Origin of the sequence: Flavobacterium sp., from assembly GCF_044357305.1 — a bacterium.
Classification (GTDB): domain Bacteria; phylum Bacteroidota; class Bacteroidia; order Flavobacteriales; family Flavobacteriaceae; genus Flavobacterium.
The window spans coordinates 70,818-86,260 of sequence record NZ_JBIKPS010000008.1; the positions used below are offsets into that span (position 1 = coordinate 70,818).

Consider the following 15,443-nt stretch of genomic DNA (forward strand, 5'->3'; position numbering starts at 1 on the left):
ATAAGATACACTTTTTTGTTTTCGCAATGTCAGGATTTCCACTCTAGCAGGGCTAGGCAGCAAACCACTTTTATATTTGTTTTAATTAAACCACAACTAAATCATAGTAACTTAGCGCCTCCGCTACTTAGCATCTAAAAAAAAATGAAAGCAACTATAGTAACCATTGGCGACGAAATTCTAATCGGACAAATTATTGATACCAATTCGGGGTTCATAGCCAAAGCTTTAGATCGAATTGGAGTCCAAACCCACGAATTGCTTTCTATTAGCGATGACAAGCAACACATCTTAGACACTTTTGCATCTTTGCAAAACAAAGTCGACTTTGTGATAATAACAGGTGGCTTAGGGCCTACCAAAGACGATATCACCAAACACACCTTTTGCGAATATTTCAACGATACTTTGGTAATCAATAAAGAAGTAGAAACCCATGTAATTGAACTAATTGAATCGGTTATGAAGCGACCGGCTTCGCAGATGAATAAAGATCAAGCGTTGGTTCCTTCCAAATGCCAAGTACTTTTTAATAAATTTGGCACCGCACCTGGTATGTGGATGAAAAAAGAAAATACCGTTTATATTTCGTTACCCGGAGTTCCTTATGAAATGAAGTATATCGTGGAGAACGAAATTATCCCAAAAATTGTAAACGAATACAAGCGGCCTTATATTTTGCATAAAACCATAATGACTTACGGGCAAGGAGAAAGTTTGGTTGCCGAGCGTATTGAAGATTGGGAAAATAGTCTTCCAGAATACATAAAACTAGCCTATTTGCCAGCACCAGGAAGAGTACGTTTGCGCTTAACAGGAAGAGGAACAAACAAAGAACTCCTCGAAAATACCATAAAAGACAAGGTGCAATCATTAGCCAAAATCATTGGCGATATCATTGTTGGATTTAATGAAGATGAAACTATTGAAGTAGTTTTAGGTCGATTATTATCCCAACAAGGAAAAACCATTGCCACTGCCGAAAGTTGCTCAGGAGGTAAAATTGCACAAGAATTAACTTCGGTTACAGGTGCTTCCAATTATTTTAGAGGAGGCGTAGTGACTTATGCTACAGATACAAAGGTTTCGATTTTAGGAGTTTCGCCAAAAACTATCGAAGAATTTTCGGTAGTAAGTGCAGAAGTTGCCACCGAAATGGCATTAGGTGTACAAAAACTGATGAAATCCGACTATGCAATTGCCACAACTGGCAACGCAGGACCTTCCAAAGGAGACGCAGATGCAACCCTTGGAACCGTTTTTATTGCATTAGCAACTCCAAACGGTATTTTAGTGGAAGAATTTAATTTTGGCCAACCACGTGAAAAAGTGATAGATAGAACTGTAAATAAAGCATTTGAACTATTACAAAAAGAAATTTTAAAAAATGTCTAATATTTTTTTGGCTATAAGGTTTCTTTTTTGTTTCTTTGCACCCTCGATTTGAATAACGATAAAAGATAAGCATAATGTCAAGAGTTTGTGACCTTACAGGTAAAAGAGCGATGGTAGGAAATAATGTTTCTCACGCAATGAACAAAACTAAGAGAAAATTTTCTGTAAACTTAGTTAAAAAACGTTTCTTTCTTGCTGAAGAAGACAGATGGGTTACTTTAAGAGTAGCTGCTTCTACAATTAAAACAATTAATAAAAATGGATTAGCTGCTGTGTTGAAAACTGCAAAAGCTAATGGATTTATAAAATAATTCCAAATCCAATTAAAATAAAGTAAGATGGCTAAGAAAGGTAATAGAATTCAAGTAATTTTAGAATGTACTGAGCACAAAGGAACTGGTCTTCCAGGAACTTCTCGTTACATTACAAACAAAAACAAAAAAAACACTCCAGACAGATTAGAGATTAAGAAATTTAATCCAATCTTAAAGAGAATGACTGTTCATAAAGAAATTAAATAATTAGACATTTTTACATTTGTAAAAATTTCAATACTCATTTGAATCATGGCAAAAAAGACCGTTGCAACGTTACAGACAGCTTCTAAGAGATTAACAAAAGCTATTAAGATGGTGAAATCTCCTAAAACAGGTGCATATACTTTCGTAGAAAGCATTATGACTCCAGAAGAAGTGGATACTTTCTTACAAAAGAAATAATTCCAATAAATAAATTATATCTAAGCTGCTTTCTAACGGAAGTAGCTTTTTTATTTTTATATTTGTAACTAGTTTTATCCAACAGTAATTATATCATTAAACCATAAACTACTATTATGAGTTTTTTTAAAAAAATATTTTCTTCCGAAAAGAAAGAAACTGCCATTACCGAGCAGGCTAAAGAGACTTTAGATAAAGGTTTAGAGAAAACTAAAACTTCCTTTTTTTCTAAACTTACCAAGGCTATTGCTGGGAAATCTAAAGTAGATGATGAGGTTTTAGATAATCTAGAGGAAATTCTGGTTTCTTCAGATGTTGGCGTAGCAACTACTTTAAAAATCATAAAACGAATTGAAGAACGAGTTTCTACCGATAAATATTTAGGAACAGACGAACTGAATTTGATTCTTAGAGAAGAAATTTCAGGGCTTTTATCCGAAACTAAATCGGGAGAAGAATCCGAATTTAAGATACCAGCTGATAAAAAACCATACGTTATAATGGTCGTTGGAGTTAATGGCGTTGGAAAAACTACTACCATTGGAAAATTAGCCTACCAATTTAAAAAAGCCGGATATAATGTGGTTCTTGGTGCTGCCGATACGTTTCGTGCCGCCGCCATAGATCAATTACAAATATGGGCAGATAGAGTAGGCGTGCCAATTGTAAAACAACAAATGGGTTCTGACCCTGCATCGGTTGCATTTGATACGTTGCAAAGTGCGGTTTCTCAAAATGCCGATGTGGTAATTATTGATACCGCTGGAAGGTTGCATAATAAAGTTGGCTTGATGGGGGAATTGTCTAAAGTGAAACGTGTGATGCAAAAAGTGACTCACGATGCCCCTCACGACGTTCTTTTAGTTTTGGATGGTTCTACTGGGCAAAATGCTTTTGAACAAGCAAAACAATTTACTGCAGCAACTGAAGTTTCGTGTTTAGCAGTAACTAAACTAGACGGAACCGCTAAAGGCGGTGTGGTTATTGGAATTTCCGATCAATTTCAAATTCCGGTAAAATATATTGGTGTTGGTGAAGGAATTGAAGATTTACAAGTGTTTAACAAATATGAGTTTGTAGATAGTTTCTTTAAATAGAAACGAATAGGTTATTTAATTAAATATAAAAATTATGAAATATTGTTTTTTTTTACTTTCTTTTTTTGTGTCTTATTCTCAAATTAATTACAAACCGTCTTATTATGTTTCTAAGGATGGAAAAAAAATAGAAGGATACGTTTTAGATTCCAATATTATTGGTAACGACTTTATATTATTTAAAAAAGCTATTTCAGACATTGAATCTAAGATTAATATTGTGGATTTTTCTGAATTGGTTGTAGATAATCAAGAAAAATATATTTCCACTAATATTGATTATACTATTAATAGATTAAATGAATCATCGCTTACTATCAATGAAGATATGCAGCCAAAATATGCTAGTAAATTTCTTCTATTAAGGGTTTTAGTAGAAGGTGAAGTTTCTTTATATACGACAGAAATTCAGGAATCTGCTTTTTTTTATGTTAAGGAAATTAATTCGGAAAAATTAATTAATTTAGTATATTATAAATACAGAAATAGTGATAATGAAATTGATGAATATAATCCTTTTAAAAGACAATTGTTTAAATTAGCAAATTGTGGTCCTGATTCAAGTTTTGTTAGATTTAATTCTTTAAAATATTTTGAAAAGGATTTAATTAAAATAATCAATGATTTTAATGTTTGTAAACAAGGAATTACTAACGATTATTCTATTAAAATAAAGAAAAATAAATTAAAATATTACTTTTTAGCGGGTGTTAAGAGAAAAAATATTTCCTTTGATAAATCAACAAACTTTTTAGGACAAATCCCAGAAAACACATTTTATTCTCCTACTATTGGTTTTGAAACTTCTATATTATTACCAACTAAAAGTAATCAATTTGAAATATTTTTTAGAGTAGAATTTGATAGGATTAATTATAATTCAAGAACAGAAACCCCTTATCCTAATTCAAATTTAACAATATTATATGAAGAAATAAAGTTTAAATCCAATTTTATTGGATTTATTGTTGGTACAAGATATTCTTTTAATAAATCTATTTTTATTAAAGGAGCTACTGGTCTTTCCGTTCCTTTTTCGGATGATTTTCGTTATTTTTCGGTGACTGTACCTGTTTGGGATACTTATAAAAAATTGGATTTAAATTCCTCACTAAATTTCAATTTGGGTTTAGGATATTTAATAAATAAAAAATATTCATTAGAATTTAGTTATTCATCTGCTTCTAGTTATTTAAATTTTACTAATTTCAATAATAAAGTCTCTAGTTTGGATCTTATTTTTAGATATTCTTTGAATAATAAATAGAGTTTTTTTACTATTGTATTAATTTCTATATATTAGGGTTTTACTATTTATAGGTTCAGTAAATTTATTTTAAATAATAGACTATGAATAAATTTTTATCTTTTTTTAAGACGGCTTCTCCGTTGCTTTTACTTTTAATAAGTGCTGGAGTTGAGGTTTTAGCCAAAATCATTGAAACTAAATTTCCAACAATTGCTATGGGTTTGCAATTGCTTACTTTTATGGTTTTTATTTATGCCTTAATAAAGTTTTTCAACTCTAAGTTTCAATAGATATAATACTTATTGGTACAAAGCATTTATTTTTTGCCAAAGCATGTCGTCAAAATCAGAAAGCGCCATATTTGAGGCATCTGCAGGATTTCCCATTCGAATAACAACCATTTTCCGACTTGGAACTACATAGATTTTCTGATCATCTTTTCCTAAAGCCATAAACATATCGGTAGGCCCATGCGGAATAATACTTCCGTTAAATTGGTATTGACTTTGCGGTAAATGGTAACTCGATTTCCCGTTCAACCACCATAAATACCCATACGATTGGTTGATAGTTTGAGAAGTTGATGTGGCAGAATTAAAATAGGTTTCATTTATTATGGTAGTTCCATTCCATTTCCCATTATTTAGAGCTAATAAACCAAAACGCGCCATACTTCGAGTTGTACTGAAATAAACCTTCAAACCCAAATTTACACTTGTTCCAGTATACCAAAATCCCGAAGTTTCCATTCCTATTTTATCTCGTAACTTGGTATTGAAATAATTGTTCCAAGATTGTCCAGAAGCTTGTTCAACTACATCTTGTAGTTTTACATACACATTGTGGTATGCCCATCGTGTTCCTGCATTGGCAACATACTGAAGATTGGAAGGTGAAACATCATCTCCCAAAGTGTCATCTAAACCAGAATTCATAGACAATAGGTTTTTGCAAGAAATTAAATTTTCTTTTGCTAATGGAATGCTCGTCCATCCAGTTCCTATATAATCAGAAACTTTATTATTAATATTTAAATATCCTTCTTGTTCTGCAATACCAGTAACAGTAGATGTAAGTGTCTTTCCAGCACTATTCCATTTCCAAAGTGTTGAAGCGGTATGACCATTGAAGTAGTTTTCCATTACAATTCTACCATTTACCAATAGGATAAATGACTTTGAATTTTTTAATTGCAAATAATCCAATAGCGGTTGCACGGCAATTGCATTCCAACCCAAATCAGAAATGGATTTGGTTTCCCAAGTACTGCTTCCATCATTTGGAGGGAAATACATTGCTTCTTGTGGAGGAGAATCGCAACCACATTCTTTTTCAGCACATCCTAAAACAAAAAAGAGTAATAGTAGTAAAGGAAAATATCTTTTCATAACTTTTGGTTTCGGTTAGTACTTATCAAATTTTAAAACGTTTAATCAAAAATACTTTTTTATTCCTTAAAATTAATTGTAATTTTATATTTTATTTTTAGATATGAAAAAATTCCTTCCCCTTTTCTTTTTTAGTTTGTTGTTAGTTGCTTGTAAGCGTTCCGTTTCGGATTCGGATATTGCCAAAATAAATGGCTATTGGGAGATTCAAAAAGTCGAACTTCCGCAAGGAGGTAAGAAAGAATATAAGATTAATGAAACCATAGATTTTTTTGCTGTGAAAGACAACAAAGGCTTTCGCCAAAAAGTAATGCCGCAATTGGATGGTACTTATTTGACTAACAATATTAAAGAAAACCTTACTGTAACTAATAAAGACGGTGTTTTTTATGTAAATTACACTACCAATTTTGGTAAATGGCAAGAGGAAATAGTCGAACTAAAAGATAGTATTTTGGTCTTAAAAAACAAAGAAAATTTAGAATACCATTACAAACGCCAAATTCCTTTTTCAATAAAATAATGGCAAAAAGACAAAGTAACGAGAGTTCCATATCCGAGGTGTTACAGCATTTTATCCAACAAAATAGGCTAGAAGCTGGGATGGATAAAATTGATGTTGAGCAAGCCTGGAAAAACCTTATGGGAAACGGAGTAAATAGTTATACCCAAGAAGTAATTTTAAAAGGAAGTACATTATATGTCAAACTAACTTCGGCAGTTTTACGAGAAGAATTAGGATATGGCAAACAAAAAATCATCACCATGCTCAACGAAGAACTTCGTAAAGAAGTGGTGAAAGATATTGTTTTGAGATAGGTAGGCAGAAGATGGAAGATGGAAGATGGAAAGCAGATGGAAGAACGCAGAATAAAAATATTCATAAAAAAAAATCCCATTTCTATTAAAAAATGGGAATTTATATTTTATATAAACTGCTCACTAAAAACGGAGCACTGAGCACCGAATACTGAATACTAAAACTGCTCTCTTCCAGCAAAATGGAAAGCACCTTCGATAGCAGCATTTTCATCAGAATCAGATCCGTGAACTGCATTTTCTCCAATAGAAGTTGCGTATTTTTTACGGATAGTTCCTTCAGCAGCATCAGCAGGATTAGTAGCACCAATTAAGTTTCTAAAATCTTCAATTGCATTTTCTTTTTCAAGAATTGCAGCAACGATTGGTCCACGAGACATGAATTCAACTAATTCACCATAAAAAGGTCTTGCAGCGTGAACAGCATAAAATGCTTGAGCATCAGCAACCGTAAGTTGTGTTAATTTCAAAGAAATAATTTTGAAACCACCTTCTGTAATCATGTTTAAAATTCCACCGATGTGTCCGTTCTCAACAGCATCTGGTTTAATCATTGTAAATGTTCTATTTGTAGCCATTTTGTTTTTTGTATTAAATTCGGTGCAAAAGTAATATATTTTTTACGATTAGCAAGAGAGTAAAGGCTATAAAGTGATAACTTTAAATTCTTGGTCTAATGGTTTTAATTCGGACAGTATTTTGGTTAGAAAAGAGGTCCCATATTCTAAGTAAAATTCACTAAAATTCGCTTTGCGCTCTTGTAAACTTTGGTTCGGAAAAATCTCATTTTGCAATGCTAAAATACGTTGCAAATGATCTTTATGGATTCGTTTTTCGGCTTTTAATAATCGTTTTTCTAGATTTTCCAAACCTTTTATTTGTTTGGTTTCTTGTGCTTTTACTGATCCAGAAAAGGATTTATCAGTTTGGTTAGCAATTGCATATAATGCTTCAAATTGTTTTTTTAGAGCCTCTTTTTGTTCCGAAAAATCAATAATAAACTTTGAAAATTCTTTTGTTTTTTGGTCAAATAATTCTTGTTGGTTTGCAAACAAATCGGCATAACTCAACTCAAGTTTGTCTGCCTTTTCAGCTTGTTTAGAAGTAATTGTTACAACGGAATTCCGCAGCAACAGCATCGGAAAAGTAACGTTGTTGGCATCAAAATTTGATTTTAATTCCAACCAATACGCCAATTCGCCACCACCACCAATATAACATAAATTAGGTAAAACAACTTCTTGGTATAAAGGTCTTAAAATCACATTAGGACTAAATTTTTCTGGATGATTTTCTAATTCTGCTAGGATTTCGGTTTTTGTAAAAGTAGTATTGGTATTATTGACTTTATATATTCCGTTTTCTAAAATAATACGTTCGCGTAAGTTGTCATCTATATAAAACAGATTAATTTCACGTGGATTGACCTGTATTTTATAATCGGATAATTGGGTAGCAGTTTCAGTTACTTTCTGAAAAGAAGTTTGGTGCAGCAATTCCTCTTTTACATAGGGAATAAATGTTTTTTTCAACGCAACTGAATCCCCGTCCAAAATAACTAAACCTTCTTCTTTAAATAATTCATTGGCTAAATAGCGCGTTGCATCTGCCAAATTTTCGTGTTCAAAATAGGACTTCTCAAATAAATCATGCAAATATTTTGCGTTTTCACTTACTCCTAAATCCTTTAAGAAGTCTTTTACTGCCCCTTCTGGGGTTGGGGGGCTTAATCTTCCAACAGGACCAAAACTTTCTCTTTTCCATTGGATTTTTTTATTTTTGAAATTAAAATAATTAATCTCTTCAAAATCGTGGTCTTCGGTTGCCATCCAATAAATAGGGACGAAATCTTGATTTGGATATTCCTTTTTTAATTGCTTGCAAAGGTTTATGGTAGAAACAATTTTGTAGATAAAATACAAAGGTCCTGTAAATAAATTCAGCTGATGTCCCGTAGTTACAGTGAAAGTATTCGAATTATTTAAAAGTTTAATATGATTTTTGGTAGCATTTGAAATTTCAAAATTAGAATATTGTTTATCAAGTTCAGAAACTAAAATTGTTCTATTTTCTAGTGGAAAATTCTCTTGCTTTTTTTCAGTTTGCTCTTTAAAATTTTCCAATTTTGGAAAACGATTGTACAACGACTTTAGTTCGGACTTCTCATCCAAATAATCAACGATTAATTTGGTGAAATATCCCGATTTTTGATAGCTTATACAGTCGCTTGGCATGTTGTATTTTTTTTGTAAAAATACTCAAAATTAAATGAACTGAATTTGGTTTAACGTTTTAAAGCAAAATGCGCTCTGTGTTCTTTTCCATTTTCTCTATGTACCACAAACCAATAATCATCGGAAGGCATTTGTTTTCCATTGTAATTTCCATCCCAACCTGCAGAATTTGATTTTAAAGTGGTTATTAGTTTTCCATATCTATCCAGAATAGAAACGGTTAAATTAGGTTCTGTTTGTGAGAATTTAATTCTCCAAAAATCATTAATTCCGTCGTTATTTGGAGTAAAGTATTGTGGGTAATTTAGTAAAAACACTTCTCTTCCAACTATTCCACAACCATTTTTATCCCGAATAAAAATAGTATAGATTCCAACTGTTAGGTTTGTAAAAGTATTACTATCTTGAAAATGGACTCCGTCAATTGAATATTCCCATACACCAATTCCTGTAACATTTGCAGTAATAATATTTTCATCATTAGTCCAGTCAAATGTTTCAATACTAGTAATTGTAGCATAGTTAGATAAAAATATGGTAAAATTTTTGGTAGTGGAACAAATCAATCCAGCGGAATGGTTTTCTGTAACTGTAACCCAATAATTTCCAGGTTGATTGATTGTAATATGTTCTGTTGTTTGTCCTGTTGACCATAAATAACTTGCAAAACCAACGCCAGCATAAATAATAACATTTTTATCCACACACAAAGGATAATTGTTTTCCATTTGAATTATTGGTGAATTTATTAAGTTAATTTTTAATTGTGCTACTTTATAACATCCAGCCGCCGATATTACTCTAACGAAAACTGTAGTATTTGTATTCAAGATTGAATAAGATGCAAAATTTGCTATCTGGTTGGCAAATATTTGATTTTCAGCTCCCGATAAAGTCGTGTAATATTCAAAAGTATAATTGGTTGATGTAGAAATTAAATTATCATTATATTGAGTCAAATCAATATTTTCTTTACCGTCATTTAGATCGTCACATTCCGTTGTTTGATAATCACTTGGTGTTGGAATTGGTAAAAAAGTATTATAAATATAAGCCGTATTTATATTTGTGATACAACTTGGATTTTTCTTTACAACGATGTCATAATTTTCACCACCAATTAAATTTGCCAAAACATTATTCGAAGACCACGTTACACCACCATCAAAACTGAATAAATCTCCTGGAGTATCAATAGTAATTGATCCATATTTCCCACAGCCAGGTTGATCTATGGTGTATTCTGGATATAAAGAAGAGAAGTCTTGTAAATACAGAAATACATAATTTGACTCACAATTTATTCCATTTCTGACCTTAATATAAAAGTATCCAGAACTTAGATTACTCAATGTAGGATTTGTAGTCCAACTTGAACCGCCATCAAAACTAAACTCTGTTGCCGAACTAGTTATTGTTATACTTCCATTATTTGCACATTCTGGATTTGTAAAAATAAATATTGGATCGGGCAATACCACATAATCAAGGTTGACATAAATATAATTAGAAGTGCAACCTAAGCTACTTTTAATCATTACATAATAGGTTCCAGAATTCAAATTGCTAAATGTTGGGCTTGTTTGCCAAGTATAGCCGCCATCATAACTATATTCATCAGCTACTGTTGTAATTGTTATTTCTCCAGTTGTTCCACAAAGTGGTTGAATCACGGTAAAAATTGGATCTGGTAAATAATAGGTATCTAAAAAAACATATTCTGGTAACGAATTACAATTTACGGCATTTCTAAACATAATAATATAATATCCAGAAGGTAAATTTATAGTTGGACTATTTTGCCATGTTATACCATTATCAAAGCTATATTCATTTGCAACAGTAGTTATTGATATACTTCCATCTACACCACAAGTAGGATTTACTTTGGTGTAAGTAGGTGATTGATTGAGTGAAAAAGTATTAATGTATACATATTGACTGTAGGATTCACAGCTAAAAGATTCTCTAATTTTTATAATGTAATAACCTGGAGTAAGATTTGTTGCAGTTGGATTGGTAGTCCATGTTGTGCCATCATCAAAACTATATTCAGATGCTGTTGTTGTAATAGTAATAGAACCATTTGTTCCGCAAGTAGGTTGAACAGTTTTATAGGCAGGATAATCAAGATAAACAGGATTAATATATACCGTTTGTGACGCCGATTGACAACCAACAGCATCTTTTATTTTAATTTGATAATAACCAGGAGTTAAATTATTTGCTGTAGGATTTGTAGACCAACTAGCACCACCATCAAAACTATATTGTGTTGCAATTGGTGAAGTTATTGTAATAGAACCCATCATGGTACATGTTGTTGGTTGTGTTACTACATAATTGGAACCATTTAAAAGCTGGGGTAGGGATAATAATATACCATTAGCAGAAGAAATACAACCATTTGGGGATTTAATTTTAATTAAATAAGAACCCACTGGCAATAGCGATTTTATTGGGGATGTTTGCCATGTAACGCCATTATCAAAACTATATTCTAATGCAGGAGTAGTTATAGTTATTGTTCCAGTTGATGTTATGCAATTGGGTTGAATAGTTGTATAATCTGGTGGAGGAATTGTATTGTTTACAGTTATTCTAGAACTAATAAAACAGTTTGCGCCGTCAGTTACTTTTACTGAATATTGACCTAAATTGGAAGCAAACGATTGCACACTATAAGTACTATTTGTAGCTCCTACAATTGCAATTCCATTAAAATACCATTGGTAAGTTATTGCAGGGCTAAAAGTTGTTGTTAAGTTAGCAGTTAGAACTAAATTATTATCACAAAAAAATCCAGCTTGACTAATATTTACTCCAAATGCAGCCGATTTATTTAGCAATAAATTATCAAAATAAAAAAAAGGAGCATAACTTCCATTATCCCAATTGTAATTTGGTGGTAATTGGCATGGACTACCCAAAATTATAGTGTTTATATTTGCTGTTGGAGTGAAAAATATATTTAATACACCCCAATTTCCAATAGGTGTATAATTTGCTTTTCCTAAAATTATCCAGCTAGAGTCATAATTTGTTGGACAACCAGTTGTTGACAATGGAAAAGTGGTACACACTTGTCTTCCATACAAAACAATGTCAATGGGGCCATAATCAATAACACCACCATTTCCTAAACTAACATTATCAGTTGCTGGTTTAGAAGCAATATTGAAAGTCAACTGATAGTTAGTTCCAGCAATCATGGGAGTGGTAAGACAGGCTCCAAGATATTCTTGCCACCCTTCGGCGAAAAATGTTCCTACGGCAGCATTTCCATCTGGAAACGGAGTCATTCCGGCATTATTCAAATAGCCACAGGAATTGAAATAATCTGTTGTTGGAGTTGTTGCTTGTTGCCATTGCGAAGAGTTGTTTAATTGTGAAATATTAGTAGGACAAAAAGTATAGTTTTCAAAGGATGGATTGGGTATAATTGATGGAATAGAAGTACTTGGTCCGCAACTGCAATCAGGATCGTTTAAATCAATTTTACCGTCACCGTCATCATCGATTCCGTTGTTGCAATTCTCTTGTGCAAATGCAATAAAACTTATAAAAAATAAGGAAATTAGTAATAGTTTTTTCAAGGTTGTTAAATATAAAGATTTTTTGTTTTATAATTTTAAGTATATAAATTTATAAAAAGTTGGTAAACCATACAAATAATCTTTCATGTATAATTGAAGCTATTTAATAACCAAGAAATAAATTTAAAATAAATTTTAAAAAAACTTACTTTTGTAAAAACATTTAATTGAAAGACATCCTTTTATTAACGCCACCCTTCACCCAATTGAATACTCCTTATCCGGCTACGGCATATATTAAAGGGTTTTTGAAAACAATAAATGTTTCTGCTTTTCAAATGGATTTAGGCATAGGAGTTATCTTACAATTGTTTTCTAAAAAGGGAATAAGTACCTTAATTCCAAAAGAGGAAATTGAACATTACTCTACAAATAGCCAACGAATTTTTGCATTAAAAGACGAATATATAAAAACAATTGATTCGGTGATTTCTTTTTTGCAAGGAAAAAATCCGTCTATGGCGCGTCAAATATGTAGTGGAAATTTTCTTCCAGAAGCTTCTCGGTTTGCACAACTTGACGATATGGAATGGGCATTTGGAACTATGGGAATGCAAGATAAAGCCAAACATTTGGCTACTTTATATCTTGAAGATTTATCCGATTTTATTGTAGAATGTGTTGATGAGAACTTTGGTTTCAGTCGTTATGCCGAACGTTTGGGTAGAAGTGCTAACTCGTTTGACGAATTGTATTCCCATTTGCAAAAAGAACCTACCTATATTGACAGAATTACTTTAGAAATTCTAAACGAACGAGTGGCAGAAATTCAACCCAAATTGGTGTGTATTTCGGTTCCTTTTCCAGGAAATTTATATAGCTCTTTTCGTTGTGCACAATTTATAAAAACTAATTTTCCAAATATTAAAATCGCTATGGGTGGCGGTTTTCCTAATACTGAGCTCAGGGAATTAAAAGACGAACGCGTTTTTGAATTTTTTGATTTTATTTCTTTAGACGATGGAGAACTTCCATTAGAGTTGCTAATTTCTAATGTTCAAAATCCAAATTCCAATGAATTCAAGAGAACTTTTATCTTGGAAAATGGAAAAGTTACTTACAAAAATAATTCCACCAAACCCGATTACAAACAAAGCGAAGTAGGCACTCCCGATTATTCGGATTTGCTTTTGGATAAATACATTTCAGTTATTGAAATAGCCAACCCTATGCATAGTTTGTGGAGTGATGGCAGATGGAATAAACTCACTATGGCTCATGGATGTTATTGGGGAAAGTGCACTTTTTGTGATATTTCTTTAGATTATATCAAATTATACGAACCTATTGCTGCTAAAACTTTAGTAGATAGAATGGAAGAAATGATTGTGCAAACGGGCGAAAATGGATTTCATTTTGTAGATGAAGCAGCACCTCCAGCCTTAATGCGGGAAGTTGCTTTAGAAATTATCCGACGAAAATTAGTGGTTACTTGGTGGACCAACATTCGATTTGAAAAAAGTTTCACTGCTGATTTATGTGTTTTACTGAAAGCATCCGGTTGTATTGCCGTTTCAGGTGGATTGGAAGTTGCTTCCGACCGACTTTTGAATTTAATTAAAAAAGGGGTTACCGTAGAGCAAGTTGCTCAAGTTACCAGAAACTTCACCGAAAGTGGCATTATGGTGCATGCCTACTTAATGTATGGTTATCCTACCCAAACCATTCAAGAGACTATAGACAGTTTGGAAATGGTGCGTCAAATGTTTGAATTAGGAATCCTACAATCGGGATTTTGGCATCAATTTGCAATGACAGCGCATTCTCCTGTTGGAATGTTTCCCGAAGAATTTGGTGTAATTCCAGAAAAAAACAAGATTACTTTTGCTAATAATGACATTAATTTTAAAGATAAAACAGGAATTGATCATGATAAATTTAGTTTTGGATTAAAAAAATCGTTGTTCAATTTTATGCACGGAATCTGTTTGGATTATCCGTTGCAAGATTGGTTTGAATTTAAAATTCCGAATACTAGAGTTCTTCCCGATTATATTGTTTCTTGTTTAGAAAAAGAATCCGATTTCAATATAAAACCTTCCGCTAAAATTATTTGGATGGGAGGTAAGCCAACTATTACTACCTTTACAAAATCTAAAAAAGGGCAATCCTGGCAAATGATGCAACTAACTTTTCAGACTAAATTAGACACTTTTGAAATTTCTGTAGATACAGAAAAAGGTCTTTGGTTGTTAAAAATGTTAGAATTTCTTTCTGTGAATAATGAAAATTCTTACACGTTTTCTAGGCTAAAAATCAATTTCGAAACTAATTTTGAAGACTTCGAATTGTTCTGGTATTCCAAGCCAGTATTGCTTTTGCAACAACATGGTTTATTGGTTTTGTAATAAATCAACCAAAAAAAACTAATTTTTTTTTTGATAAATTGTATTTTTTATTTATTTTTATACACGTTAATCCATAAAAAATGAAGTACATTATTATTATTATTTTTATTCTTAATTCTAATGCGATAATTTCGCAACAAAAGAATTGTTTTGATATTGCAAGAAAAGGAACGCTTAACGAAATGATTATAGAGTATAATAAAAACAATAAAGTTATTGATTCTGTGGATACTAATTCTTCTAGTATGTTGATTCTTGCTTGTTATAGAGGCAATGATGATGTTGCGAAGTTTATGGTACAGAAAAAAGCTAATTTAGATTATAGTAGTGATAATGGAACAGCTTTGATGGCTTGTGTTGTTAAAGGAAATCTTGTAATGTTGGAGTTTTTGTTAAAAAATAAAGCTAACCCTAATTTAACAGATGCTAATGGAATTACAGCACTAATGTATGCAGTACAGTTTCAAAATAAGGAAATAGTTAAATTACTATTAGAAAATAATGCAAATAAAAACTCTAAAGATAAACAAGGTAAAACAGCTTTCGAATATGCTGTTTTTTCAAAAAACGAATTAATTATTAATCTTTTAAAATAAAA

At 31.8% G+C, this 15,443-nt stretch carries 15 protein-coding genes; 11 read left to right on the top strand and 4 right to left on the bottom strand.

Going from position 1 to position 15,443, the window contains the following annotated elements; genetic code table 11:
• The first annotated feature begins 144 nt into the window (after positions 1 to 144).
• The 7 genes from ACIQ2J_RS07420 (at position 145) to ACIQ2J_RS07450 (ending at position 4,750) form a co-directional block, all read left to right on the top strand.
• Positions 145 to 1,395 (top strand): CinA family nicotinamide mononucleotide deamidase-related protein, encoded by a 1,251-nt coding sequence (locus ACIQ2J_RS07420; protein ID WP_396168104.1) that lies wholly within the window; start codon positions 145 to 147, stop codon positions 1,393 to 1,395.
• A gap of 74 nt (positions 1,396 to 1,469) precedes the next feature.
• A complete protein-coding gene (rpmB, locus tag ACIQ2J_RS07425; protein ID WP_396168107.1) occupies positions 1,470 to 1,706 on the top strand; it encodes a 50S ribosomal protein L28 in 237 nt (78 codons plus the stop codon).
• Positions 1,707 to 1,733: 27 nt separating this feature from the next.
• Positions 1,734 to 1,916: a 50S ribosomal protein L33 gene (gene rpmG, locus ACIQ2J_RS07430; RefSeq protein WP_035126304.1), complete on the top strand. Its 183-nt coding sequence runs from the start codon at positions 1,734 to 1,736 to the stop codon at positions 1,914 to 1,916.
• A 45-nt stretch (positions 1,917 to 1,961) separates the two neighbouring features.
• Positions 1,962 to 2,114 (top strand): DUF4295 domain-containing protein, encoded by a 153-nt coding sequence (locus ACIQ2J_RS07435; protein WP_396168109.1) that lies wholly within the window; start codon positions 1,962 to 1,964, stop codon positions 2,112 to 2,114.
• A 116-nt stretch (positions 2,115 to 2,230) separates the two neighbouring features.
• The gene (gene ftsY, locus ACIQ2J_RS07440; protein ID WP_396168111.1) at positions 2,231 to 3,211 is read left to right on the top strand and encodes a signal recognition particle-docking protein FtsY; all 981 of its coding nucleotides are present in this window, start codon (positions 2,231 to 2,233) and stop codon (positions 3,209 to 3,211) included.
• Between the two features lie 34 nt (positions 3,212 to 3,245).
• The gene (locus ACIQ2J_RS07445) at positions 3,246 to 4,478 is read left to right on the top strand and encodes a hypothetical protein (protein ID WP_396168113.1); all 1,233 of its coding nucleotides are present in this window, start codon (positions 3,246 to 3,248) and stop codon (positions 4,476 to 4,478) included.
• Between the two features lie 83 nt (positions 4,479 to 4,561).
• Positions 4,562 to 4,750 (top strand): hypothetical protein, encoded by a 189-nt coding sequence (locus tag ACIQ2J_RS07450; protein WP_396168115.1) that lies wholly within the window; start codon positions 4,562 to 4,564, stop codon positions 4,748 to 4,750.
• Between the two features lie 9 nt (positions 4,751 to 4,759).
• On the opposite strand, the gene ACIQ2J_RS07455 is transcribed toward ACIQ2J_RS07450, so the two are convergent.
• Entirely contained in the window at positions 4,760 to 5,848 is a 1,089-nt protein-coding gene (locus ACIQ2J_RS07455) for a serine hydrolase domain-containing protein (protein WP_396168117.1), read from the bottom strand.
• A gap of 103 nt (positions 5,849 to 5,951) precedes the next feature.
• Here ACIQ2J_RS07455 and ACIQ2J_RS07460 point away from each other — a divergent pair, with 103 nt between their 5' ends.
• Positions 5,952 to 6,371 carry a hypothetical protein gene (locus tag ACIQ2J_RS07460; protein WP_396168120.1) on the top strand — a complete coding sequence of 140 codons (420 nt, stop codon included), beginning with the start codon at positions 5,952 to 5,954 and terminating at the stop codon, positions 6,369 to 6,371.
• Positions 6,371 to 6,667, top strand: a complete 297-nt coding sequence (locus ACIQ2J_RS07465; RefSeq protein WP_396168122.1) for a DUF721 domain-containing protein — start codon at positions 6,371 to 6,373, stop codon at positions 6,665 to 6,667. Before ACIQ2J_RS07460 ends, ACIQ2J_RS07465 begins: the two co-directional genes overlap by 1 nt.
• A gap of 158 nt (positions 6,668 to 6,825) precedes the next feature.
• Here ACIQ2J_RS07465 and ACIQ2J_RS07470 read toward each other — a convergent pair whose 3' ends face one another.
• The 3 genes from ACIQ2J_RS07470 to ACIQ2J_RS07480 all read right to left on the bottom strand — a co-directional run bounded on the left by ACIQ2J_RS07470 (position 6,826) and on the right by ACIQ2J_RS07480 (position 12,497).
• The gene (locus tag ACIQ2J_RS07470; protein ID WP_396168124.1) at positions 6,826 to 7,245 is read right to left on the bottom strand and encodes a nucleoside-diphosphate kinase; all 420 of its coding nucleotides are present in this window, start codon (positions 7,243 to 7,245) and stop codon (positions 6,826 to 6,828) included.
• Between the two features lie 66 nt (positions 7,246 to 7,311).
• Positions 7,312 to 8,901 carry a bacillithiol biosynthesis cysteine-adding enzyme BshC gene (gene bshC / locus ACIQ2J_RS07475; RefSeq protein WP_396168126.1) on the bottom strand — a complete coding sequence of 530 codons (1,590 nt, stop codon included), beginning with the start codon at positions 8,899 to 8,901 and terminating at the stop codon, positions 7,312 to 7,314.
• Positions 8,902 to 8,951: 50 nt separating this feature from the next.
• Positions 8,952 to 12,497, bottom strand: coding sequence for a T9SS type B sorting domain-containing protein (locus ACIQ2J_RS07480; RefSeq protein ID WP_396168128.1), 3,546 nt, complete (start codon positions 12,495 to 12,497; stop codon positions 8,952 to 8,954).
• 167 nt (positions 12,498 to 12,664) lie between these two features.
• Here ACIQ2J_RS07480 and ACIQ2J_RS07485 point away from each other — a divergent pair, with 167 nt between their 5' ends.
• Positions 12,665 to 14,845: a B12-binding domain-containing radical SAM protein gene (locus tag ACIQ2J_RS07485; RefSeq protein ID WP_396168130.1), complete on the top strand. Its 2,181-nt coding sequence runs from the start codon at positions 12,665 to 12,667 to the stop codon at positions 14,843 to 14,845.
• A gap of 80 nt (positions 14,846 to 14,925) precedes the next feature.
• Entirely contained in the window at positions 14,926 to 15,441 is a 516-nt protein-coding gene (locus ACIQ2J_RS07490) for an ankyrin repeat domain-containing protein (RefSeq protein WP_396168133.1), read from the top strand.
• Positions 15,442 to 15,443: the final 2 nt, after the last annotated feature.

Excerpts from the sequence above, each read along its gene's own strand:
- ACIQ2J_RS07420 (WP_396168104.1), top strand. The coding sequence starts at position 145 with ATGAAAGCAACTATAGTAACCATTGGCGACGAAATTCTAATCGGACAA.
- rpmB (WP_396168107.1), top strand. The coding sequence starts at position 1,470 with ATGTCAAGAGTTTGTGACCTTACAGGTAAAAGAGCGATGGTAGGAAAT.
- rpmG (WP_035126304.1), top strand. The coding sequence starts at position 1,734 with ATGGCTAAGAAAGGTAATAGAATTCAAGTAATTTTAGAATGTACTGAG.
- ACIQ2J_RS07435 (WP_396168109.1), top strand. The coding sequence starts at position 1,962 with ATGGCAAAAAAGACCGTTGCAACGTTACAGACAGCTTCTAAGAGATTA.
- ftsY (WP_396168111.1), top strand. The coding sequence starts at position 2,231 with ATGAGTTTTTTTAAAAAAATATTTTCTTCCGAAAAGAAAGAAACTGCC.
- ACIQ2J_RS07445 (WP_396168113.1), top strand. The coding sequence starts at position 3,246 with ATGAAATATTGTTTTTTTTTACTTTCTTTTTTTGTGTCTTATTCTCAA.
- ACIQ2J_RS07450 (WP_396168115.1), top strand. The coding sequence starts at position 4,562 with ATGAATAAATTTTTATCTTTTTTTAAGACGGCTTCTCCGTTGCTTTTA.
- ACIQ2J_RS07455 (WP_396168117.1), bottom strand. The coding sequence starts at position 5,848 with ATGAAAAGATATTTTCCTTTACTACTATTACTCTTTTTTGTTTTAGGA.
- ACIQ2J_RS07460 (WP_396168120.1), top strand. The coding sequence starts at position 5,952 with ATGAAAAAATTCCTTCCCCTTTTCTTTTTTAGTTTGTTGTTAGTTGCT.
- ACIQ2J_RS07465 (WP_396168122.1), top strand. The coding sequence starts at position 6,371 with ATGGCAAAAAGACAAAGTAACGAGAGTTCCATATCCGAGGTGTTACAG.
- ACIQ2J_RS07470 (WP_396168124.1), bottom strand. The coding sequence starts at position 7,245 with ATGGCTACAAATAGAACATTTACAATGATTAAACCAGATGCTGTTGAG.
- bshC (WP_396168126.1), bottom strand. The coding sequence starts at position 8,901 with ATGCCAAGCGACTGTATAAGCTATCAAAAATCGGGATATTTCACCAAA.
- ACIQ2J_RS07490 (WP_396168133.1), top strand. The coding sequence starts at position 14,926 with ATGAAGTACATTATTATTATTATTTTTATTCTTAATTCTAATGCGATA.